Annotated in this window: 19 protein-coding genes; 15 read left to right on the top strand and 4 right to left on the bottom strand. The window is 60.0% G+C overall.

All coding sequences use genetic code 11. From position 1 onward, the window contains the following. Positions 1-170 precede the first annotated feature (170 nt). On the bottom strand, positions 171-494 hold the full coding sequence (locus HMPREF2896_RS06900; protein WP_070447677.1) for a hypothetical protein: 324 nt from the start codon (positions 492-494) through the stop codon (positions 171-173). A 48-nt stretch (positions 495-542) separates the two neighbouring features. On the opposite strand from HMPREF2896_RS06900, the gene HMPREF2896_RS06895 reads away from it, so the two are divergent. The 6 genes from HMPREF2896_RS06895 (at position 543) to HMPREF2896_RS06870 (ending at position 8,879) form a co-directional block, all read left to right on the top strand. Next, on the top strand, positions 543-1,919 hold the full coding sequence (locus HMPREF2896_RS06895) for an MFS transporter (protein WP_070718643.1): 1,377 nt from the start codon (positions 543-545) through the stop codon (positions 1,917-1,919). A gap of 22 nt (positions 1,920-1,941) precedes the next feature. Next, the gene (locus HMPREF2896_RS06890; RefSeq protein WP_070447671.1) at positions 1,942-2,973 is read left to right on the top strand and encodes an ATP-dependent 6-phosphofructokinase; all 1,032 of its coding nucleotides are present in this window, start codon (positions 1,942-1,944) and stop codon (positions 2,971-2,973) included. A 37-nt stretch (positions 2,974-3,010) separates the two neighbouring features. Next, positions 3,011-4,609: an aspartate:alanine exchanger family transporter gene (locus tag HMPREF2896_RS06885; RefSeq protein ID WP_070447667.1), complete on the top strand. Its 1,599-nt coding sequence runs from the start codon at positions 3,011-3,013 to the stop codon at positions 4,607-4,609. Positions 4,610-4,652: 43 nt separating this feature from the next. Further along, positions 4,653-6,158: an Asp-tRNA(Asn)/Glu-tRNA(Gln) amidotransferase subunit GatB gene (gene gatB / locus HMPREF2896_RS06880; RefSeq protein ID WP_070447664.1), complete on the top strand. Its 1,506-nt coding sequence runs from the start codon at positions 4,653-4,655 to the stop codon at positions 6,156-6,158. A 55-nt stretch (positions 6,159-6,213) separates the two neighbouring features. Continuing rightward, the gene (locus tag HMPREF2896_RS06875) at positions 6,214-7,269 is read left to right on the top strand and encodes an NAD(P)-dependent alcohol dehydrogenase (protein ID WP_070643305.1); all 1,056 of its coding nucleotides are present in this window, start codon (positions 6,214-6,216) and stop codon (positions 7,267-7,269) included. Positions 7,270-7,454: 185 nt separating this feature from the next. Continuing rightward, positions 7,455-8,879, top strand: coding sequence for a YkvI family membrane protein (locus HMPREF2896_RS06870; RefSeq protein WP_070447657.1), 1,425 nt, complete (start codon positions 7,455-7,457; stop codon positions 8,877-8,879). Here the strand turns inward: HMPREF2896_RS06870 and HMPREF2896_RS06865 are convergent. Further along, positions 8,876-9,565 (bottom strand): LysE/ArgO family amino acid transporter, encoded by a 690-nt coding sequence (locus HMPREF2896_RS06865; RefSeq protein WP_070718641.1) that lies wholly within the window; start codon positions 9,563-9,565, stop codon positions 8,876-8,878. The genes HMPREF2896_RS06870 and HMPREF2896_RS06865 overlap by 4 nt on opposite strands. Before the next feature lie 70 nt (positions 9,566-9,635). Here HMPREF2896_RS06865 and HMPREF2896_RS06860 point away from each other — a divergent pair, with 70 nt between their 5' ends. The 6 genes from HMPREF2896_RS06860 (at position 9,636) to HMPREF2896_RS06835 (ending at position 15,938) form a co-directional block, all read left to right on the top strand. Continuing rightward, on the top strand, positions 9,636-10,520 hold the full coding sequence (locus tag HMPREF2896_RS06860; protein WP_070710566.1) for a LysR family transcriptional regulator ArgP: 885 nt from the start codon (positions 9,636-9,638) through the stop codon (positions 10,518-10,520). Positions 10,521-10,548: 28 nt separating this feature from the next. Next, positions 10,549-11,550, top strand: coding sequence for a DoxX family protein (locus tag HMPREF2896_RS06855; RefSeq protein ID WP_070447648.1), 1,002 nt, complete (start codon positions 10,549-10,551; stop codon positions 11,548-11,550). Positions 11,551-11,683: 133 nt separating this feature from the next. Continuing rightward, positions 11,684-12,121, top strand: coding sequence for a hypothetical protein (locus tag HMPREF2896_RS06850; RefSeq protein WP_070447645.1), 438 nt, complete (start codon positions 11,684-11,686; stop codon positions 12,119-12,121). Next, positions 12,118-12,432: a transcriptional regulator gene (locus HMPREF2896_RS06845; protein ID WP_070718639.1), complete on the top strand. Its 315-nt coding sequence runs from the start codon at positions 12,118-12,120 to the stop codon at positions 12,430-12,432. Before HMPREF2896_RS06850 ends, HMPREF2896_RS06845 begins: the two co-directional genes overlap by 4 nt. Positions 12,433-12,520: 88 nt before the next feature. Next, positions 12,521-14,728 carry an acyltransferase family protein gene (locus HMPREF2896_RS06840; protein WP_070718636.1) on the top strand — a complete coding sequence of 736 codons (2,208 nt, stop codon included), beginning with the start codon at positions 12,521-12,523 and terminating at the stop codon, positions 14,726-14,728. Then, complete coding sequence (locus HMPREF2896_RS06835) at positions 14,691-15,938, top strand: glycosyltransferase family 87 protein (RefSeq protein ID WP_070710569.1); 1,248 nt, start codon at positions 14,691-14,693, stop codon at positions 15,936-15,938. The genes HMPREF2896_RS06840 and HMPREF2896_RS06835 overlap by 38 nt, the downstream gene beginning before the upstream one ends. On the opposite strand, the gene ilvD is transcribed toward HMPREF2896_RS06835, so the two are convergent. Then, the gene (gene ilvD, locus HMPREF2896_RS06830) at positions 15,872-17,725 is read right to left on the bottom strand and encodes a dihydroxy-acid dehydratase (RefSeq protein ID WP_070718633.1); all 1,854 of its coding nucleotides are present in this window, start codon (positions 17,723-17,725) and stop codon (positions 15,872-15,874) included. The genes HMPREF2896_RS06835 and ilvD overlap by 67 nt on opposite strands. 2 nt (positions 17,726-17,727) lie before the next feature. Then, complete coding sequence (locus HMPREF2896_RS06825) at positions 17,728-18,261, bottom strand: PH domain-containing protein (RefSeq protein ID WP_070718631.1); 534 nt, start codon at positions 18,259-18,261, stop codon at positions 17,728-17,730. Positions 18,262-18,576: 315 nt separating this feature from the next. Here HMPREF2896_RS06825 and HMPREF2896_RS06820 point away from each other — a divergent pair, with 315 nt between their 5' ends. From HMPREF2896_RS06820 to ilvC, 3 genes are all read left to right on the top strand, one after another. Next, the gene (locus HMPREF2896_RS06820; RefSeq protein WP_070710570.1) at positions 18,577-20,397 is read left to right on the top strand and encodes an acetolactate synthase large subunit; all 1,821 of its coding nucleotides are present in this window, start codon (positions 18,577-18,579) and stop codon (positions 20,395-20,397) included. A 5-nt stretch (positions 20,398-20,402) separates the two neighbouring features. Continuing rightward, on the top strand, positions 20,403-20,918 hold the full coding sequence (gene ilvN / locus HMPREF2896_RS06815; protein ID WP_010186907.1) for an acetolactate synthase small subunit: 516 nt from the start codon (positions 20,403-20,405) through the stop codon (positions 20,916-20,918). Positions 20,919-21,029: 111 nt separating this feature from the next. Continuing rightward, a complete protein-coding gene (ilvC, locus tag HMPREF2896_RS06810) occupies positions 21,030-22,043 on the top strand; it encodes a ketol-acid reductoisomerase (protein ID WP_010186905.1) in 1,014 nt (337 codons plus the stop codon). The last annotated feature ends 44 nt before the right edge of the window (positions 22,044-22,087 follow it).

Below are 22,087 nucleotides of genomic sequence, written 5' to 3'. Positions count from 1 at the left end.
GCCATAGTTAGCGCTAAATTCATGTCAAGTCGTTACTATAAACGGGGGTAGCGGCTGAGCATTTCGCCTAGATATTCGATACTTAACGGATGTGGGTGGCGGCGCTTTTGTGAAACGTGAAACGCCCCTCCGGCCGTCAAGGGCAGCGCGAAGGGGTGTGGGTGGGGGATCTACTGGGCGTCGGAAAGCGCGTAGGCAGCGCCGGCACTTGCGGCGGTGACGGTCAGCACGGCCGGCCAGGAGCCCATCTTCTTAGCCAGCGGGTGGGAGAGGCCGAAAGCGCCGGTGTATAGAGCTGCCAAGCCAGCGGTAGTGGCTGGGTTCGTTTTCGCCCACCAGCTGCGGCCCGCCCAGACGCCAGCGGCGGCAAGCACCACGCCGCCAAGCGGGCGAATGCCTGTCTCCCGGGCGGTGAGCCACCCGCCGATAAGGCCTAGCGTGACGGTCGCTGCCGTTGATACATCCTGTGGTTTCTTGATATCAATCATTCCCATGCGCTTCAGTTTAGGCCGCGTGAGTGTGCGGTGGCTAGACTTCGCTGCATGAAACTCGCAGGAACGCCGCCGTCGGAGAAGCAGGCTTGGCTCGCCATGGCCGCGCTATCACTGGGCTTTTTCATGTCCTTGCTTGACCAATCGATGATTGCCGTCGCGCTTCCCGACGTCCGCCGTGAGTTCCGCGCCGATGTCAACCAGGTGCTGTGGGTCTCCGCCATCTATCTGCTCGCCGTGGTCGTGCCGCTGTTGTTTACCGGCCGCCTCGGCGATATTTACGGTCAGAAGAACATGTTCCAGTTGGGCGTCGGGCTCTTTGGTATCGGCGCGCTGCTGTGCGCGCTAGCGCCCTCGGTGGAGTTTCTTATCGCAGCAAGAGCCCTGCAAGGTTTCGGCGCGTCGATTCAAATGCCGCAGACTATGGCCGTCATCAACCGTATCTTTGCCCGCGAGCGGCGCGGCCGTGCGCTCGGCGTTTGGGGAGTGGTTGGGTCTTTGGCCACGCTTGCCGGACCGCTCTTGGGTGGCTTCGTTGTCGCCGCCTTCGGGTGGCAGGCGGTGTTTTGGATCCATATACCTTTCGTCGTCGCTGCAATCGTCTTATCCGGTCTGTGGGTTCCTTCCTTGCCGACGGCGACGGGGAAGATTGACTTTGTGTCGGTGGGGGCGTCGTTTATCGCGTTAACGTGCTTTGTGTTCGCAGTGCAGCAGGGCCCAGAGACGGGCTGGCCGTGGTGGATTTGGGCCCTGCTCCTTGCTGGTGTGGTGGGCATCTACATCTTCGTGCGCTTGCAATCATCGCGGGGGAAGGCGGCGCTCGTCCCGCTCGTGCTGTTTAATGACCGCAACTACTCCGCAGGTTCAGTGGCCATCGTGTCCATGGGCTTTATGGCGGCGTCGATGATGATTCCAATCATGATGTGGCTGCAGGTCGAGCAGGACATGTCGGCGCGGGATGCTGGGCTCATCGTTACACCTATGGCGCTGGTCTCTCTGTGCGTGTCGCCCTTGGCGGGCATTCTGGCGGATAAGCTGCACCCACGGCGTCTGGCGGTCGCGGGATTCGGCATCCTGATTGCAACCTTCCTCGCGCTGTGGTTCCTCATGCACGCCGAAGTGTCGGCCTGGTGGTTGTGCCTGCCCTGCGCGGCGCTGGGGGCGGGGCAGTCCTTCATCTGGGGTTCCAACGCCGCGACGACGATGCGCGATATTGACGCAGATCTCATGGGCGCGGCATCCGGCGTCTATAACACTTCTCGGCAGGTTGGTTCGGTCATCGGCGTGGCCGCTGTTTCCGCGGTTATGCAGGTAGCGGGGGCCGCGGATTCCCTCGTGGTCATCGTTGCGATGCTATCGGCGGGGTGTGTGGCTTCGCTCTTCTTCCGCGACACCCTGCATGCGGTAGCGGAAACTGCGAGCCTATAGGGAAGCGAGTAGATTGGATGTCATGCGTCTTGCTGTACTGACATCCGGTGGTGATTGCCCCGGTCTGAATGCTGTTATCCGCGCGGTCGTTCGCACCGCATCCAACGAGTTCGGCGATACGGTCGTCGGCTACGAGGACGGCTGGGTTGGTCTCATGGAAGACCGTCGCCGAGACCTTTATGACGACGCTGAGATCGACCGCATCCTTCTGCGCGGCGGAACCATCCTTGGTACCGGCCGCCTCCACCCAGATAAATTCAAGGCTGGGTTGGATACCATCAAAGCCAACATGGCTGATGCTGAGGTCGATGCGCTCATCGCCATTGGCGGTGAGGGAACGCTGAAGGGCGCCAAGTGGCTGTCTGATAATGGCATTCCAGTCGTCGGCGTGCCGAAGACAATTGACAATGACGTCAATGCAACGGACTACACCTTCGGTTTCGACACCGCAGTCTCCGTCGCAACCGATGCGATCGATCGCCTCCACACCACCGCTGAATCCCACGACCGCATCCTCATCGTGGAGGTCATGGGCCGCCACGTCGGTTGGATCGCACTGCATGCTGGCATGGCTGGTGGTGCGCACTACACGGTGATCCCTGAGGTTCCATTCGATATCGCAGATATCACCAAGGCAATGGAGCGCCGCTTCCAGATGGGTGAGAAGTACGGCATCGTCTGCGTTGCCGAGGGCGCTCTGCCCAAGGAAGGCACCATGGACTTCGAAGAAGGCGGCGTGGACCAGTTCGGTCACCAGACCTTCAACGGAATTGGCCAGGTCATCGGTGATGAGATCAAGAAGCGCACCGGCTACGACGTGCGCACTACCGTCCTCGGCCACATCCAGCGTGGTGGTACGCCAACTGCCTATGACCGCGTGCTGGCAACCCGTTATGGCACCCATGCTGCCCGCGCCGCGCACAATGGACAGTCCGGAATGTGCGTGGCCTTGCACGGCGAAAACATCGACCTCGTGCCGCTCGAGGAGGCCGTGGGCAAGCTGAAGGTGGTTCCTGCCAAGCGTTATGCCAACGCTCAAGCCCTCTTTGGTTAAACACCACTAGGGCTCACCCTTAGTTAATAAAGGAATTATGACAAGCGTATTAGCTTTCCTGGCTGATCAGCCGGTTCTCTTGGTGTTCCTGCTGATTGGCCTCGGCATGGCCCTCGGCGGTATTAAGACACGGGGCATCAGCTTGGGCGCGGCAGCCGTGCTCTTCTTGGGCATCGCTTTCTCGGCCGCTGCCTCCGCCGTCGGCGTCGAAGCTTCCGTTCCTCCCATTTTGGGTATGTTTGGCTTGGTGCTCTTTGCCTTTGGCATTGGCAACAACTCCGGCGTGTCCTTCTTCAAGTCGCTGAAAACTGCGACTGGCCCCGTGCTTTCCATGATCGCGGTCTTTATCGTCGCCGCCCTCGCTGCTTGGGGGCTGGGGACCTATGTCTTTGGGTTGTCGAGTGCCACTATCGCCGGTACCTTCGCTGGCGCGGTGACAAATACCCCTGCTTTGGCGGCGGCCTCGGAGGCTACGGGCGATCCGGGCTCAGCAACGGTGGGTTATGCGGTGTCTTATCTGTTTGGCGTCATCGGTATGCTCGCGGCGACTGTGCTGGTGCTTCGCGACGCCGGTAATGACGACGACACCCTGTCACCCGTCACGCGCCAGCACATGCAGATTCTGCGCGAGACCTCCGTTGCAGAGCTCGCGGACATTGGCAATGGGGAAGTGCAGGTCACCCGTTTACGCCGAGTAGGCAGCAATGTGATCGTCCTGCCGAAGTTTTTTGATGTGCTACACCCGGGGGATGTCGTCACGCTTGTCGGCGCCCCCGAGGACCTCGACAACATTATTGAGGACGCTGGGCGTGAGTCGCCACAGATTCTCAACGATGACCGCCACGAGCTAGATTTTCGCCGCATCACTGTGTCGGAGCACAACTTGGCCGGTCTGACCATCGCGGAGCTGAATAACCAATTGGCGGATCGTTGGGGCGCACGAATCTCGCGTGTTCGCCGGGCCGATAACGACCAGGTCGCAATCCCCGAACACATCGTAGAGCTGGGGGACCGCGTGCGCGTCGTCGGTTCAAAGAAGTCTCTGCGGGAGATTTCTGCTTTTCTCGGTGATTCCTCCCAAGGCCTGACGGATATCAACCCGGTCTCCCTCGGCCTAGGCATGGCTCTCGGGGTTTTCGTGGGCCACCTCGAGATCCCTCTACCGGGAGGTTCTTCCTTTAGCCTCGGCGCTGCCGCGGGCGTCCTCATCGTGGCGCTGATCATGGCGCGCATCGGGCGCATCGGCAACACGGTCACCGCACTGCCGCACTCGGCCAACACGATTCTTTCCGAGTTAGGCCTGCTGCTCTTCCTGGCGCAGGCCGGAACGAATGCGGGTGGGGAGATTGCCGGCGCCTTTACGGGTGGTTCGTGGTGGAAAATTCTCCTGCTCGGCGCAATCATCACCACGCTGGTGGCCACCGGGTTCGCCTTTGTGATGCGGCGTTTCCTGCACGTTGGTGCTACAAAGACCGCGGGGGCCATGGCTGGCGCACAAACTCAGCCGGCGGTGTTGGCTTTCGTTAACAACCGCACCAATACTGACCAGCGAGTTTCTTTGGGATATGCCATGGTCTATCCGGCGGCGATGATTGCCAAAATTCTCATTACCCACGGCATCACCTTGTTGGGTTAGGCGGTTGCGCACGGTGTCGCGCTGACATACTAAGATGGCACGCATGACTGCTGCGATGTATGACCTGATGGACTATGACGAGGTCCTTGAAAAGTTCGATCCCGTTATGGGCATGGAAGTTCACGTGGAGCTCAATACGGAGACCAAGATGTTCTCCACCTCACCCACGAACTTCAACGCAGCCCCCAACTCCAACGTGGACCCGGTGTCTCTCGGTCTGCCAGGCGCCTTGCCCGTGGTGAACTCCAAGGGCGTGGAAGGCGCCATCAAGATTGGCCTGGCGCTGAACTGCAAGATTGCGGAGTCTTCGCGCTTTGCCCGCAAGAATTACTTCTACCCGGACCAGCCGAAGAACTACCAGATTTCCCAGTACGATGAGCCGATTGCTTATGATGGCTATCTCGACGTCGTCCTCGACGACGGCACCGAGTGGCGCGTAGAGATTGAACGTGCCCACATGGAGGAGGACACCGGCAAGCTCACCCACTTGGGTGGCGCCGATGGCCGTATCCACGGCGCAACCTCCTCGCTGGTGGATTGTAACCGCGCGGGCATTCCCCTCATTGAGATTGTGACCAAGCCAATTATGGGTGCCGGCGAGCGTGCTCCCGAGGTAGCGCGCGCCTACGTGACGGCGCTGCGTGAGCTCGTCGCCGCTCTCGGCGTTTCTGATGCCCGCATGGATCAGGGCTCGATGCGCGTTGACTCCAACGTCTCGCTGCGCCCGGTGGGCCAGGAGGAGTTCGGCACCCGTACCGAAACCAAGAACATCAACTCCTTGCGCTCGGTTGAGCAGGCGGTGCGCTTTGAGATGCAGCGCCAGGCGCAGGTGCTTGTCGACGGTGGCGAGATCATCCAGGAAACCCGCCACTACCAGGAAACGGATGGCTCCACCTCGAAGGGCCGCCCGAAGGAGACCGCGGAGGACTACCGCTACTTCAATGACCCGGATCTGCCTCCGGTGATTGTTTCCCGCGAGTGGGTCGAAGAAATCCGCCAGACCCTGCCGGAGATGCCGTGGATTCGCCGCGCCCGTATCCAAGAGGAGTGGGGCCTCAAGGACGAGGAGATGCGTGACCTGGTCAACGCTGGCGCGCTTGATCTCATCATCGAAACCGTGGAAGCCGGAACCACCCCGGATGAGGCGCGCTCCTGGTGGGTTTCTTACCTGACTGGTAAGGCCAATGAGGCCGGCGTTGAGCTGAGTGCTCTCGACATCACCCCGGCGCAGGTTGCTCGCGTTGTCGAGTTGGTTAAGGAAGGCAAGCTGACCACCAAGCTGGCCCGTCAGGCGGTCGACGGTGTGCTGGCCGGTGAGGGTGATGTCGACGAGGTCGTCGCCAAGCGCGGGCTCGAGGTCGTGCGCGATGATGGTGCGATTGAGAAGGCCGTCGACGATGCCCTGGCCGCTAACCCGGACATCGTGGAGAAATACAAGGCCGGCAATAAGAAGGTCACCGGCGCTATCGTGGGCGCGGTCATGAAGGCCACCCAAGGTAAGGCTGACCCGGGACAGGTCAACAAGCTGATTGCGAAGAAGCTCTCCTAGCCGGTAGAGATTTCCATTAGGCGAGGTCAGGCGGCTGCGGGGTACCGTGGTCGCCATGACTATTTCTACCAAAGCCCTGCAGAAGACCGGCCCGAACGAGCCCTTCGAGGTCGTGACCATCCAGCGCCGCGAGCCGCGCGCCGATGACGTCGTCATCGACATTAAGGCCGCAGGAATCTGCCACTCGGATATCCACACCATCCGCAACGAGTGGGGCGAAGCGCATTTTCCGCTGACCGTCGGCCATGAGATCGCTGGTGTGGTCTCCGCCGTGGGGGAGGAGGTCACCAAATTTAAGGTGGGGGACCGCGTCGGCGTGGGCTGTCTGGTGAACTCCTGCGGCGAATGTGAACAGTGCCAAGCCGGAATGGAGCAAAACTGCCTCAATGGTGGCGTGGGGACCTATAATTCCACCGACGTTGATGACACCATCACCCAAGGCGGCTACGCCGAAAAAATCGTGGTGAACCAAGACTTCGTTTTGCGCATCCCCGATGCACTCGACTTCGACGTAGCAGCACCCCTGCTCTGCGCCGGTATCACCACGTACTCTCCGTTGGCACGCTGGGATGTGAAGGAAGGTCAAAAGGTGGCCGTCGTAGGCCTGGGCGGCCTGGGGCACATGGGCGTGCAGATCGCTGCCGCGAAGGGCGCGGATGTCACGGTCATCTCGCGCACTTCTCGCAAGGCTGAAGAAGCTGCAGAGCTTGGAGCGAGCCGTACCTTGGCCACCACCGAAAAAGAGGACTTCTTCAGGAAGCATCGCGGGGAGTTCGATTTTATTCTCTCGACCATTTCCGCAGAGTACAGCCTCGAGGACTACCTGCGGATGCTCAAACCCCGCGGCATCATGTCGGTGGTGGGTCTGCCGCCAGAGGCCTTACCACTGCGCCTCAACCGCTTAGTCGGCGGCGGCAAGGTGCTCACGGGTAACAATATCGGCGGCATCGCGGAAACCCAGGAGATGCTGGACTTTTGTGCTGAGCACGGCTTGGGCGCGGTGATCGAGAAGGTGGGCGTCGACGAGGTTGATGCCGCCTACGAGCGAGTCGTGGCGGGTGATGTGAAGTTCCGTTTCGTCATTGACACAGCGACGTTCGCTGAGCACTAAGAGGTGAGCCGTCTCATGCTTTAGCGGTTGTTGGAGCAAGCTCTCTACAGCCGCACACATGTTTTCCTATCAGCGTGGCGTAAGGTAGAGACTATGTACCGTCATACTTATGTCAAAGTATGGCGCGTTTTTATGCACTAGTCATTAAGCATAAGAAGAAGAAAATAGAAAGCAGATAGGAAAACGTGTCTTATAAAAACGTTATGGGCCTCGCTTTGTCCTTTATTGGCTTGCTCGTTGGTGCGGGCTTTGCCACGGGGCAGGAAGTCGTCCAGTACTTTACGTCCTTCGGTATTCCTGGCATGTGGGGAATTTTGGTCGCCGGCCTAGTCATGACCCTCGCCGGCACGGTCTTCCTCCAGCTGGGAAGCTATTTCCACGCCAGCGAGCACAACCAAGTGTTTCGGAACATCACCCACCCGATCATTTCGCGCATTCTGGATGTCGCAGTGATCCTTACGCTCTTTGCGGTGGGCTTTGTCATGCTGGCCGGTGCCGGTTCCAACATGCAGCAACAGTTCGGCTGGCCTGCCTGGGTTGGTTCCTTGCTCATGCTCGTCCTGGTTCTGATCACGGGCATGTTCGATGTTGATAAGGTTTCCCAGGTCATTGGCCTTCTTACGCCGACCATCATCATCGCGGTGCTCTTCGCCGGCGCTTATACACTGCTGCATATGCCGGACAGTGTCGACGCTGCAATTACTGCATCCGAAGCGATTGAATCCCCAATCCCGCACTGGCTTATCTCCGCGCTGAACTACAACGGCCTAGCCCTCATCCTGGCTGTATCGATGTCCCTGGTGATCGGCGGCGATAATATCAGCCCGCGCGAGGCGGGCGTCGGCGGCATCGTGGGCGGCGCGGTTTACGCGGTACTCATGGCCATCGCCGGTTTCTCGCTGCTCATGAACGCAGAGAGCGTGGGCGATTCCGATATTCCGATGCTGACCCTGGTAGACAATATCCACCCAACACTCGGCGTCATTATGGCCATCATCATTTACCTGATGATTTTCAACACGGCCATCGGTATGTTTTACGCGCTGGGTAAGCGTTTGTCCTCTGGCAAGGAATCGAAGTACCGCATCATCTTCATCGTAGGCTGCCTCGCTGGCTTCGCCGTGTCCTTTGCCGGTTTCAAGGCACTGATGCAGTATGTCTACCCAGTACTGGGTTACATGGGCATCGTCCTCGTGGCCATCCTGGTTATTGGCTGGCTGCGCTCCCTGGGCAAGATCAAGGACGAGGGGCTGCGCCGTGAGCGCATCCGCGCCCTGTTGCACCTCAAGCTGCACCCCGATTCGGAGTACGACGCAGCTCGTTACGACGACGAGATCGGCCAGCAGATCGCTGATTCCAACATGGATGATGAAGCCCTCTTCGAGGATCTTGTCTCCGATGTCGTCGATGAATTGGATTCGGATGAAGACCTAGACTTCGACAGGGAAGGCTGGGAGGAAAACCGCAACGATCACTCCTACTACACTGAGCGCGAGGGCGTGGAGCAGGACCGCAGCGACGAAGAAATTAAGGCCTGGGTCGAGGAGACCGGCGCGGTGGGAGACCCTGCCGAAGACGAAGAGCTCCCAGAAGAATCAAAGAAAGATTAGAAGAGCAGGAGCTTTGCCGTCAGCGCAAGCATGACACAGCCGATGACGATGTTGACTACGCGCCACGTCGTCGGCTTGGCCAGCACGTGGGAAAGTTTCCAGGCACCAAAGCCCAGGGAGGGGAACCAGACGGAGCTGGCCAAAATCGCACCGCCTGCGAAGACCCAGCGCTGGTCGCCATATTGGTTCGCAATGGAGCCCAGCATGACCAGCGCGTCGACGTAGGCCAAGGGGTTGAGCCAGGTCAGCGCCAACGCACCGAGGACCGGCTTGACCCAGGAATTCGAGCGCACACGGGGGCGAATTTTGGTGAGTACGGAGGTTCCTGAAGCTCCCGAATTGCCCGAGTTCTCTTCAACGACCTGCGCCACTGGTGCGGTTTCCTCAATGACCAGTGAGTCCTGTTCCTTCTTAAACGCGTCGCGGAAGCACGTGAACCCAAAGTAGATGAGGTAGGCCGCGCCTAAATACTTGACCACGACGAGCGCGGTGGGGAAGCGCTCGACGAGGACGCCGACGCCGGCGGTGCCGCCGGTGATCAGGATGACGTCGGAAAGCAAGCATGCCAACAGGATGGGCCCGACATGATCGCGTTTAATGCCCATCTTGATGATGTAGGCATTCTGCGGTCCGATGGCGATGATGAGGGATAGACCTAGCGCAAATCCTGCAAGCAATACTGACATGGCTTCTAGTCTGCGCATAGCGCCATATGAAGTCTAGTTAAATGTTCTACAGCTGGTTTAATATAGCTTCATGAATCCGCTCCATACCGAAACGTTGCTGGCCATCATCGATGAAGGATCCTTCGAGGGGGCCGCGGCTGTGTTGGGAATCACTCCTTCGGCCGTCAGTCAGCGCATCAAAGCGCTGGAAGTTTCGACCGGCCGCATCCTTCTGCGCCGCGGCACTCCGGTCACCGTGACTGAAGCAGGGGAGATCGTCGCCCAAGCAGCACGGCGCATGGCGCTGGTCCAAGCTGAGGCGGATGCGCGGCTGACCGAGCGCCTGTCCCGCGTTCCACTCACCGTTGCTATCAACTCGGATTCCCTGGCCACGTGGTTCCGCCCTGTAATCCAGAGCACCGCCGAGCGCGGTGAGGCGGCGCTGCGCATCCGCATCGAAGATGAAGCCCGTACACTCGCCATGTTGCGCCGGGGTGATGTGCTGGGCGCGGTTACGCGCGAGCAAACCCCGGTCTCAGGTTGTGAATCCACGTACCTCGGTACCATGCGCTACTTTGCCGTCGCCGCGCCCGCTCTGGCGGAGACTTTCGAGGACTGGGAGACCCTGCCCATCGTGGGCTTCGGTCCGAACGACGCCACCTTGGATGACGCCATGCGCGAGCGCTTCATTGATTCCCATGTTCTGCGTGCGCGGGTGTCCCAGATTCCTTCTTCGGAGAGTTATGTCGAAGCAGTGCGCTATGGCCTGGGATGGGGCTTAGTGCCGCGCCTGCAGGCACAGCCCTTGCTGGAGACCGGGGAGCTGGTGCTTCTCGACGACTTCCCGCTTGACATTGACCTCTACTGGCAGCGCTGGCGGTTGGAGTCGGAGTTGCTTGCGGACCTCACGGCGGATGTCTTAGATGCAGGCCGTGCAGTTTTAGCTTCGCGCCGCGCCGATAAAGATGCACCATAAGGGGGCTGTGCTGCCTTAAGTTGGAGGTATGAGCGATAAAACTCCTGATAAAGCCACCGACTTTGATGACGATATTCCGACCTACACGGGGAAAGACTCCGTGAAGGACAGCACGTCTAAAGAAGAAGCTACCGATAAGCCGCAGAAGAGCAGCCTCTTCCAGCGTCCCGGACGTGCCGAGCCGCAAGTGATTAGGCCCAAGAAGGCCGAGGAGCCTGCCGTTGAAGCAGAGCCTGAAGCCAAGACCGAAACCTTTGAGAGCGCCTCCCGTGGCTCCCTGTCTTTCGACAGTGCTGCAGCAGAAACCGAGACCACCGCCTTCCCGCGCGCTGAGGCGACGACAGAGTCCGAAGCGGAGACAACTGCTATGCCGGTATCGGCAACCGCTGCCGCTGATACCACAACTGAACCTGTGGCAACTGAGAGCTATGAAGAGGTACCAAGCACGGTTGCTGTTGCCGACCCCGCCGTGGACTCCGAGGCAGCAGCGGTGGAGGAGAAGCCGGAGCCGGCACGTCGCGGCACCATCGACTTCGGTCTGCTCTTCGTGCGCCTAGCGCTCAGCGTTTACCTGCTCGTGGCGGGTGCTTCGACCTTCTTTAAGCTCGGCGGTAACGAGGGGCTGTCCGGCTTGGAGAAGGAGTTCGGCGAGTACACCATGGCTGCAGCCTTGGCCATCGGTGTGCCGACTGTTCAGCTCATTGCCGGAGCCTTCCTGCTTCTCGGCCTGGTGACACCGCTGGCCGCTATGTTCGGCCTTATCGTCACGGGCTTCTCCGCTATCCACGGCCTCAACGCCTCCGGTGCCGGGTTGGATGTCTTCGCGTGGAATGAGAGTGTCTGGCTGGGTCTCGTCCTCTTCGTTATCGCGGTGGCCCTGCAGTTCACCGGCCCGGGATTCATCTCCTTGGACTTCAATCGCTCCTGGACTCGCCGCCCGCTGGCAACGTCCTGGATTTTCGTCGTCATTGGCGTGGCCGCGCTGGTCGCTATCTGGTGGTTTGGCGCTGGCGTTAACCCGATAAACTAGGCGTTGTTAGCGCGTTTCTACGCTCCCAGCCTGCAGCTATATACAAGCTCTTGTTGTTTTCCATTGCGTAAAGTAAGTTGTTTTCTGTAATGGAAAACAATGACTTTGGTGCCGCAGGAGGGGAGCTTTAGTTTTGTCTGATCAGGATGTTCGGGACGCACTCGCATTTGAGGAGCAACAACGGCTGGCCGCAGCCAAGCGGCCGCCCATCTGGTTGAGCCTGCTCGCAGCGGTGGTGTACGGTGCGTGGTTTGCCTACATGTGGATCAAGGATGACGTCCATCCTCTCGTTCTTGTTGGTGGACTGCTTCTTGTACTCGCGCTCTTGGTGAGTCTCGCCTTCTTTTATCGCACGGGGGTGAGGGATTCGATGCGACAGAAGGTGGATCCGCATGCGTCACGGAGTGTCACCTGGCGGTATTTTGCGGGTTTGGGTTTCATGATTCTGCCGGCACTGTTCAATCCTTTTGTTGAAGGGCACGTTATTGCCTCGTGCATCGCAGGTGTGCTGTGCAGCTTGGCGGTCTTTTGGACGTTGCACACGGGTGCGCTGGATAGGATGCCGCGATGAATGGGCTCGATCCGGTAATTCACCCGCTCAATCGCTTTAAGATTTGCGCCACACTCAATGCTTTCGGTGCCACGCAGGGTGGGGAAGTAAACCGTGAGATGAAGTTCGCTATGTTGCGTGACCGCACGGAGCTTTCCGACGCCTCCCTGTCCAAGCAGCTTGGTGCATTAGAGAAAGCTGGCTACGTCACGCGCTTCCGCGAATATGGCACAAGCCGCGCCAAGGACTCGGTGTGGGTCGCATTGACTGAGCCAGGAAAGATCGCCTTCGACGGTCACTTGGCGGCGCTTAGGGCTTTGGCTGGGGATTGATCGTGGGCACAGTTCGCAAGGCATTAACGTTCCGACGCATCATGCCGATGACGGTTTTAGAGCCCGAATGTCCTAGGATTTAGGGGCTATGGCGAAATCATCGACGTATCGTACAGACATTGACGGCCTGCGCGGCTTGGCCATCGCGCTGGTCGTGTTCTTCCACGTCTTCGTGGGCAAGGTCTCAGCGGGCGTGGATGTCTTCCTGCTCATCGGCGGTGTTTTCTTTTTCGGGCCCCAAATTCGTAATGCATTCAACCCACAGGGACTTACCCCGGTTCAGGTCATTATTCGCATGTTCCGCCGGCTCTTCCCAGCGCTTGTGCTTACCGTGACTGTTACATTGGCGCTGGCTCTGATTGTCTTCCCCCCAACACGGTGGGGCAGGGAAGGTAGGGAGGCGCTGAGCTCTTTAGCTTATTTCCAGAACTTTGCGCTCTCGGCCGCCGGGCAAGATTATGCCGCGATCGGCAAGGATGTGAGTACTTATCAGCACCTCTGGTCCATGTCGGCTCAGCTGCAAATCTACATTGGCTCTCTGCTGCTCATTTTCTTGTGTGCCGGCGCGTGCCGGTTTTTCGGGCGCGCTAACGATGGGGTGCAGGCTACAGGTCAGCGCGCAGCACACTGGGGACTGGTATGTGCAACTTTAGCTAGCTTTGCCTATGCGGTGTATCTCCATGGTGTGGACCAGGGCACAAACTACTATTCGCCGCTCAGCCGTTTCTGGGAAATCGGCCTCGGTGGGCTGCTAGGACTGTGGTTATTTCAGCCAGGTACTCAGCGTATGACCGGAGATCCGGACAACAGCCGTCGGTCGACCGACTGGAGTCTGCTCGGCGTGGTACTCATTTTGGCCACCGGCGTGGTTATGGACGGCGCGCAGCAGTTCCCCGGTCCGGCCACCCTCATGCCGTTGGCTGGTGCGGCCCTCGTAATCGCCTCCGGTCCCTCTTCGCGCCTTGGCCGTGTCCTCACAACTGCGCCTTTCCAGTTTTTAGGAAGAATTTCCTACAGCCTCTACCTATGGCACTGGCCACTGTTGGTTCTCGTTACCTACCTACTCAGCGGGGGAGAGTCCAACCGTGATGGTATGGGCATTCTCTCTGCCGTTGGCATCACCCCCGGGATTCTTGCGGGCACGGGCGTTATTGCGCTCTCTGTAGTACTGGCATGGCTCACTCTGCGTTTCGTGGAGGTGCCCACCCGACAGAAAGCCAAGCCGGCAAAGCGCTCTTGGATACCGGGACGGTTAAAAGGTACAGAGAAGTCGGCGTCGGCAGGTGTTGCTGCGCTGACGGTGGGCGCTGTGGCATTAGCATCGTGGGCGCAGCCACCGGAGATGACGGATTCCACCACTACCGTGAGTGAATCTGACGTCATCAGCTACCCGGGACCCGACGCGCTGCTTCATGGAGTCGAGGTCCCGCAGAAAGAACCGTTGCCCAACGCGCTTAACCCTATTGAGTCCTTCTATCCCGCCTCGCACGCTGACGGCTGCACAGCACTGTTCGAGCACGAGGAACCAATTCTGACGCACCAGCGCAACACCGAGGAAACACCTTGCGCCTATGGAGACCCGGACTCACCGCGCACGATGTATTTATTCGGAAACTCACATGCCGACCATATGCTGCCAGCACTGGACGTTGTAGGTCGTGACCAACGGATCCGAATTATCCCACTGCTGAAGATGGGCTGTTACCCCGGCGGCGAACCGAAGCGCTCTGATGGGCAGGATTATCCAGAATGCGTCACCTGGACCGAGGCGACGCTGAAATACATGGAGGATAATCCAGCCACCGAAGGTGCTTTCCTCATTTCGACCCAACCTGCGCCCGGTACTCAGGGGCCAGAACAAACTCCGGAAGGTCTACGCACGGTGGTCGAACGCCTTAATCGCGCCGGTATGCCGGTGTGGGGATTGCGCGACGTCCCTTGGCCACATACCCCGGCTGGCCCGTTGGATGTGCGTGACTGTGTCGCAGCCGGAGGATACGTTCCAGGGGACCCATTGCTGGATTGCGGCGTGGAGCGCGAAGCCTCGCTTCAGTCTGAGAATCCTGCCCTGAATGTGCTAGCCGGCCTGGACGTGACCCATATGGATCTCACGCAGGCGATGTGCGGCCCTAAGCGTTGCCCAGGCGTTATTGGCAACGTCATGGTCTACCGCGATTCTTCTCACCTGACCAACATGTATGCCGCCATGCTTAGTGAGGAGCTAGAGCGACAGATGTACGGTGGTACGCTACCTAGCGATGAATTTGCTGAAGAACCTGCTGCCCCCAGCCTCTGATCCGGACTGGCGGACTCCGGCTATCCGCTTGCTTTACCTTGTCGCCGGCGTTATGGCGTTTGGTGCTGTCGTGTGGTCCCCAGCTGGGACCACAGGCTCGGACTTTGATCCCATTTGGAACGCCGTCGACAAATACGTACACGGTCGGCCGGTCTATGATGAGGACTATTCCACCCTCGATCCCCATTACCTGTATTCACCAGGGGCGACATTCCTGCTCGGGCCCATTGGCTGGTTGCCCGGCCGTGACATCGCCCGCACCATCATGATGTGGCTGGGCGCGGCCTCTATCTTCTCCGCTCTGTGGCTGCTTGCGGCCTCCGTTGCCGCGCGTTATAGGGGGCAGGTGTTCGCCGTGCTGGTTATCGTTGCGTGCACCTTCAATGAGCCGGTGCGCAGCACGCTGAGTCTAACCAATATCAATGGCTTTCTTTTCTTGCTGCAGGTTCTTTTTGCGCTGTTGACCATCAAGATGCTGCGTCGCGGTTGGCGTGCTTCATTGAAGTCCTGGGTGGCGGTTGCGGCTGGAATCATCCTGGGGGTGGCCATGACCATCAAGCCCCAGTTCCTCGCGCTGGCTGTGGTTTCATTGTTGTCTGGACACATAACGGTGTTGGTCGTGGCCGGCGTGTTCATGGCGGTAGTTTTTCTCGCTGGGTGGCTCACCATGGCTCGTCCACAGGACTACGTTGATCGCCTCCTGCCATATTTGGGACAGGCACGCGACTACAACAATGGCTCCATTGAGGGGGTAGGCAGGCAGCTTGGCTGGTCTGAGGCTGCCATCACCGGATCGACCGTGGCGTTCCTCGTTGTGGTCGCTCTATCCTTAGTAGCGCTGTGGCGTTATAAGAGCGAGCAGCCAGTGGTGTGGGTGTACTGCTCACTCGGTGTTCTTTTTGCCGGAGTGCTAATGACTACTGGTCTCATGCAAGGCTACTACTGCATCTGGCTGCTACCAGTGATTGCGACGGTGGTGATCCCCGGCAGTCCCGCGCGAACCTTACTCATCGTAGTGGTCTGGTGGTGCCTAGTTTCCAGCGCTGCGCCGCCCGAGGGCCTGTGGGCACCAGCGGAAGCTATTATCCGCTGGCGCTCGTCCTTGGCCTGGGTGGCACTGCCGCTCATTATGGCCGGGATGGCCTACTGGACGTGGCCATCCACCACGCGCACCGCACCACGGTCAGCGGACGTGGCCATGTTGGCGTAGGCGCGCAGGGCCTTGGTGACCGGGCGGTTGCGGTGCTTCGGGGTCCAGGGCTTCTCGCGCTGCTCCTCGGTGGCGCGTCGGCGTTCCAAGACCTCTTCGTCCACGTCGAGGGAGAGCTGGCGCTCGCGGATGTTGATGGTGATGGGGTCACCGTTTTCCACCAGGCCGATGAGGCCGCCGTGGGCTGCCTCGGGAGAGATGTGGCCGATGGAAAGGCCGGAAGTGCCGCCGGAGAAACGGCCATCTGTAATCAAAGCGCAGGCCTTGCCCAAACCGGAACCCTTGAGGAAGGAAGTCGGGTGCAGCATCTCCTGCATGCCGGGACCACCTGCGGGCCCCTCGTAGCGAATGACGATGACATCGCCCGGCTGGACCTCTTTCTTGAGGATGATGGACACGGCCTCCTCCTGGGACTCCACCACGCGGGCCGGGCCAGTGAAGGTCCACAGCTCTTCCTCCACGCCGGCGGCCTTGACGATGGCCCCGTTGGGGGCGAGGTTGCCGCGCAGGACGACCAGGCCACCGTCCGAGGAAAAAGCGTGCTCGGCGTCGTGGATACAGCCATTGGCAGCGTCAGTATCCAGCTCATCCCAACGGTTGGACTGGCTAAATGGCTCGGTGGTGCGTACACCGCCGGGTGCGGCGTGGAAAAGCTCGAGAGCGGCTTCCGTGGCCTTGCCGCCGCGGATATCCCAATCGTCGAGCCACTCCTCGGCGTTGTCGTAAAGCGCGGTGTGGACCTTGAGGTTCAAGTGGCCCGCGCGGCGTAGCTCGCCCAAGATAGCGGGGATGCCCCCGGCGCGGTGCACGTCCTCGATGTGGTAAGTGCCGTTGGGGGCCACCTTGGACAGGCACGGTACGCGGTAGGAGATCTCGTTGATGTCCTCGAGGGTGAAGTCCACCTCGCCCTCCTGCGCGGCGGCCAGCGTGTGGAGGATGGTGTTGGTGGAACCACCCATAGCCATATCCAGAGCCATGGCATTGCTGAAGGCTTCCTTGGTGGCGATGGAGCGCGGGAGAACGGCGTCGTCTTCTTCGCCGTAGTAGCGTCGGCACATCTCCACGATGGTGCGGCCGGCCTGCTCGAAGAGATCACGGCGGGCGCTGTGGGTAGCCAGCGTGGTGCCATTGCCCGGCAAGGCCAAGCCGAGCGCCTCGGTGAGGCAGTTCATGGAGTTGGCGGTGAACATGCCGGAGCAGGAACCACAGGTAGGGCAGGCGGATTCCTCCACGCGGGTCAAGCCCTCGTCGGAGACGGCATCGCTGGCCGAGGCCGTGATCGCCGTAATCAGATCCGTCGGTGCATGCGCCACGCCGTCAACGACGACGGCCTTGCCGGCTTCCATCGGGCCGCCGGAGACGAAGATGGTGGGAATGTTGAGGCGCAGCGCAGCATTCAACATACCCGGGGTGATCTTGTCGCAGTTCGAAATGCACACCAGGGCGTCGGCAGTGTGCGCGTTGACCATGTACTCGATGGAATCGGAGATGATCTCCCGCGAAGGCAGGGAGTAGAGCATGCCGCTGTGACCCATGGCGATGCCGTCGTCAACAGCAATGGTGTTGAACTCCTTCGGCACGCCGCCGGCTTCGCGCACGGCATCGGCCACGATGTCACCGACGTTTTTGAGGTGGACGTGACCGGGTACGAACTGGGTAAAGGAATTGGCGATGGCGACGATCGGCTTGCCAAAGTCACTCTCCTTGGAGCCGGTAGCGCGCCACAGTGCGCGGGCACCGGATGCCTGGCGGCCAACGGTGGTGACTTTAGAGCGGAGAGGGTACATGGTTAATCCTTCAGTTCGGGGTGTTTCTCGAGGTACTCGGCGTATTCCTCCTTGGTGAGGAGGATCTGTTGGCCATCGCGGTGGACGATGACCACCTTGTCATCGGCGGCGTCACGGCCAGCGCTCAGGGCGTCGGGGATGCGCCCATTGGAAGCGGCAGCGAGACGGGGGAGGGAGTTGAAAGTCACTCCCGGCAGGTTGAAGTTATCGCCCTTCGTGGTGCGGGCATAGGCTTTCGAGCGCTGGAAACCGATTCCTTGGAAGTCTTTCCACTCGATGTGCTTGGGGCCGCGGAAGCCATAGGTGATGTGGATGCCCGTGCTGTCCACGGTGGTGTGGGCCCGCAGGACCCACCAGATGGCCAGCACGGGGAAGATGAGAATCCAGAAGAGGTACTTCGGGGCCCAGCCAATGCTGAGGAAAGCGATGGCGGCGAGGATGCCGATGCCGAGGAGGTGTTCGCGAGTGGGCTTGAACGTTTCGGCCGTGGGGTGTTCGGCGCGAGAAGATGCGTTCTGCGGGTGTGAGGACGTCATAGTGGGTCATCGTAATTGACAATATGGCGCGGTGGCGAACCGCCCCACCTGTGGAATCTCGCTAAATGAGAAATAGATCCCAAAAATGGGGGTAAAGGCCTGCGGTGGCGTTTCTATCAGTGTACAGTTTATCCCATGATCATTATTCGACTTCACCTCGTAGTAGTACCCGGGCGGCGCGAGCCGTAGCGAGTCCGCTAGTGACGTCGACCAGCATGCGCCCCCGTTGCCTTCACACCCAGGAAGGAAAGACGGGGGCGTTATTCGTTGGATGATCTCTCCGATATCCACCCCCACTAAAGGAGCACACCAACCGTGACAGCTTCCACACCGCCACAGCGGGCGCCCGAGCGCATCACGGGCGCACACGCCATTGTCCGTACCCTCGAAGATTTGGGCACCGAGCTGGTCTTCGGCATTCCGGGCGGCGCCGTGCTTCCGCTGTACGACGCCCTGTTTGAATCCACGAAGCTGCGCCACGTGCTCACCCGCCACGAGCAGGGAGCTGGCCATGCAGCAGAAGGCTATGCGCAGGCATCCGGAAAGGTCGGCGTCATGATTGCTACCTCCGGTCCAGGTGCCACCAACCTGGTGACCCCGCTGGCGGATGCAAACCTGGACTCCGTGCCCGTCGTGGCTATTACCGGACAGGTCGGCAGTTCGTTGTTGGGCACCGACGCCTTCCAAGAGGCTGATATCCGCGGTGTGACCATGCCGATTACGAAGCATAACTTCATCGTCACCAAGGCAGAGGACATCCCGGGGGCTATTGCTGCCGCCTTCCACCTGGCTTCCACCGGACGGCCGGGCCCAGTTCTCGTGGATATCCCGAAGGATGTCCAGAACGCCCTGATGGAGTACTCCGGCCCTGTGATGCCGGACCTGCCGGGTTATAAACCCACCACGACCCCGCACCCGCGCCAGATTACGCAGGCTGTTCAGCGCATTGCTCGCGCAGAGCGTCCGGTGCTCTATGTCGGTGGCGGCGTCATCAAGGCAGGTGCCTCCCGCGAGCTGCGCGAGTTTGCTGAGCTGACCGGCATCCCGGTGGTGACCACCCTCATGGCGCTCGGTGCTTTTCCGGATAACCACCCGCAACACATGGGCATGCCCGGCATGCACGGAACGGTACCGGCCGTCGCCGCGCTCCAGCGCGCTGACCTCATTATCGCCGTGGGCGCGCGCTTCGATGACCGGGTGACCGGTGATACCGACACCTTCGCTCCCCATGCCGAGGTTATTCACGCAGATATCGACCCGGCCGAGATTGGCAAGATCCGTGAGGTAGCTGTCCCCATCGTGGGCGATGCCCGCGAGGTGCTTCTGCGCCTGACAAAGGCTTATGCCAATGATGCGGAGCTGGATGCCCCGCGAATTGGCCCGTGGATGGAGTACCTGGGAGACCTGCAGAGCCGCTTCCCGCGCGGTTTCGAGCCGACAGCAGACGGCCTGCTCAATCCGCAAGAGGTTATTCAGCAACTCAGCGCAATCGTGGGCCCGGAGGCGATCTACTGCGCGGGTGTGGGCCAGCACCAGATGTGGTCGGCCCAGTTCCTTGATTTCGAGCACCCACGAAGCTGGATCAACTCCGGTGGCGCCGGCACGATGGGCTACGCAGTGCCCGCAGCGCTCGGCGCCAAGGCTGCCTGCCCGGAGCGTGAAGTCTGGGCAATTGACGGTGATGGCTGCTTCCAGATGACTAACCAGGAGCTCACCACCGCTGCGGTGGAAGGGTTCCCCATCAAGGTGGCTGTCATCAACAACGGCAACTTGGGCATGGTGCGCCAGTGGCAGACGCTCTTCTATGAGAACAAGTACTCCCATACCAAGTTGCGTGAGCACGATGAGTACGTCCCGGACTTCGTCAAACTCAGCGAGGCCTTGGGCTGCGAATCTATTCGCGTCACCACCGTGGAAGAGATTGGCCCGGCGATTGAACGAGCGCGCTCAATCAATGACCGCCCAGTGGTCATCGACTTCATTGTGGGCCAAGACGCCCAGGTGTGGCCGATGATTGGCGGCGGCGCCTCCAATGAGGAAATCCAATACGCCCTTGGTCTGCGCCCGCTGTTTGATGAAAATGAGTCCGCGGCCGAGGAACCGGCCGACATCCACGAATCCCTCGAGGAGGCCTAAGAGTAATGGCTAAAGACGATATCACTCGCCACATCCTGTCCGTGCGCGTCCAGGATATTGAGGGCATCATTTCCCGTGTGACCGGTATGTTCACCCGCCGTGGTTATAACCTCATCTCGCTGGTCTCCGCGCGGACTGAAACCGAGGGAATCAACCGCCTGACCATCGTTGTGGACGCCTCCGAGGTTGTCATCGAGCAGGTGACGAAGCAGCTCAACAAGATTGTTCCGGTGCTCAAGGTGGTGGAGCTGGAAGAGGAAAACACCATTGCCCGCGCCATCATGCTGGTCAAGGTGGCTGCGGATAACTCGAACCGCCCCCAGGTGGTCGACGCGGTGAACATCTTCCGTGCTCGCATCGTGGATGTATCGCCGGAGTCCGTGGTGGTGGAGGCCACCGGCACGCCCGGCAAGCTGCAGGCGCTTCTCGACGTCCTCGAGCCCTTCGGCATCCGCGAACTGGTGCAGTCCGGAAACGTCGCGCTGGGGCGTGGCCCGAAGGCGATGGCACCGAGCAAATAAAAAATCTCACAATGTGGGCGGACCGTCCCAACGTGTGATACAAATTCAATAGGCAGAGTTACTACTGGATGCGTAGTGCTCACGAACCCAAAGAGAAAAGGAACATTAAACATGGCTATTGAGACTCTGTACGATTCTGATGCAGACCTGACCATCATCCAGGGCCGCAAGGTTGCCATCATTGGCTACGGCTCCCAGGGCCACGCCCACGCAATGAACCTGCGTGACTCCGGCGTTGAGGTCGCCATCGGCCTGCGCGAAGGCTCCAAGTCTCGCGAGAAGGCAGAGGAGGCTGGCTTCAAGGTTCTCACCAATGCTGAGGCTGCCAAGTGGGCTGATGTCATCATGCTGCTGGCTCCGGATACCTCTCAGGCTGCTATCTTCACCGAGGACATTGAGCCGAATCTGGAGGACGGCAACGCACTGTTCTTCGGCCACGGCCTCAACATCCACTTCGGTCTGATCAAGCCGGCAGAGAACATCACCATCGGTATGGTCGCTCCGAAGGGACCGGGCCACTTGGTTCGCCGCCAGTTCGTTGACGGAAAGGGCGTTCCTTGCCTGATTGCTACCGAGCAGGATCCGAAGGGCGAGGGACGCGAACTGACTCTGTCCTACGCCGCAGCCATCGGCGGTGCCCGCGCCGGCGTTATCCCGACCACCTTCAAGGATGAGACTGAGACCGACCTCTTTGGTGAGCAGGCTGTCCTGTGTGGCGGCGTGGAGTACCTGATCATGAACGGCTTCGAGGTCCTTACCGAGGCTGGCTACGAGCCGGAGATGGCCTACTTTGAGGTCTGCCACGAGCTGAAGCTCATTGTTGATCTCATCGTTGAGGGTGGCATCAAGAACATGAACTACTCCTGTTCTGACACCGCGGAGTTCGGCGGCTACCTTTCTGGACCGCGCGTCATCGACGCTTCCGTGAAGGAGCGTATGAAGGATGTCCTGACCGATATTCAGGACGGCACCTTTGTCAAGCGCCTCGTTGCCAACGTTGAGGGTGGCAACAAGGAGCTCGAGGATCTGCGCGCCAAGGTGAATTCCCACCCGATCGAGCAGACTGGCTCCCAGCTGCGCGATCTCATGAGCTGGGTAAAGAATCCGCTGGACGCAACTGCCTAAACCGCGTTTATCTGAAGATTCCCGTTGGCCTGTGTGCAGTGGTC

Origin of the sequence: Corynebacterium sp. HMSC069E04 (assembly GCF_001813175.1) — a bacterium.
Classification (GTDB): domain Bacteria; phylum Actinomycetota; class Actinomycetes; order Mycobacteriales; family Mycobacteriaceae; genus Corynebacterium; species Corynebacterium aurimucosum.
This window is presented reverse-complemented; position numbering and strand designations above follow the sequence as displayed.

Coding starts and splice junctions, on each gene's coding strand:
- HMPREF2896_RS06900 (WP_070447677.1), bottom strand. CDS start 494: ATGGGAATGATTGATATCAAGAAACCACAGGATGTATCAACGGCAGCG.
- HMPREF2896_RS06895 (WP_070718643.1), top strand. CDS start 543: ATGAAACTCGCAGGAACGCCGCCGTCGGAGAAGCAGGCTTGGCTCGCC.
- HMPREF2896_RS06890 (WP_070447671.1), top strand. CDS start 1,942: ATGCGTCTTGCTGTACTGACATCCGGTGGTGATTGCCCCGGTCTGAAT.
- HMPREF2896_RS06885 (WP_070447667.1), top strand. CDS start 3,011: ATGACAAGCGTATTAGCTTTCCTGGCTGATCAGCCGGTTCTCTTGGTG.
- gatB (WP_070447664.1), top strand. CDS start 4,653: ATGACTGCTGCGATGTATGACCTGATGGACTATGACGAGGTCCTTGAA.
- HMPREF2896_RS06875 (WP_070643305.1), top strand. CDS start 6,214: ATGACTATTTCTACCAAAGCCCTGCAGAAGACCGGCCCGAACGAGCCC.
- HMPREF2896_RS06865 (WP_070718641.1), bottom strand. CDS start 9,565: ATGTCAGTATTGCTTGCAGGATTTGCGCTAGGTCTATCCCTCATCATC.
- HMPREF2896_RS06860 (WP_070710566.1), top strand. CDS start 9,636: ATGAATCCGCTCCATACCGAAACGTTGCTGGCCATCATCGATGAAGGA.
- HMPREF2896_RS06855 (WP_070447648.1), top strand. CDS start 10,549: ATGAGCGATAAAACTCCTGATAAAGCCACCGACTTTGATGACGATATT.
- HMPREF2896_RS06845 (WP_070718639.1), top strand. CDS start 12,118: ATGAATGGGCTCGATCCGGTAATTCACCCGCTCAATCGCTTTAAGATT.
- HMPREF2896_RS06840 (WP_070718636.1), top strand. CDS start 12,521: ATGGCGAAATCATCGACGTATCGTACAGACATTGACGGCCTGCGCGGC.
- HMPREF2896_RS06835 (WP_070710569.1), top strand. CDS start 14,691: ATGAATTTGCTGAAGAACCTGCTGCCCCCAGCCTCTGATCCGGACTGG.
- ilvD (WP_070718633.1), bottom strand. CDS start 17,725: ATGTACCCTCTCCGCTCTAAAGTCACCACCGTTGGCCGCCAGGCATCC.
- HMPREF2896_RS06825 (WP_070718631.1), bottom strand. CDS start 18,261: ATGACGTCCTCACACCCGCAGAACGCATCTTCTCGCGCCGAACACCCC.
- ilvN (WP_010186907.1), top strand. CDS start 20,403: ATGGCTAAAGACGATATCACTCGCCACATCCTGTCCGTGCGCGTCCAG.
- ilvC (WP_010186905.1), top strand. CDS start 21,030: ATGGCTATTGAGACTCTGTACGATTCTGATGCAGACCTGACCATCATC.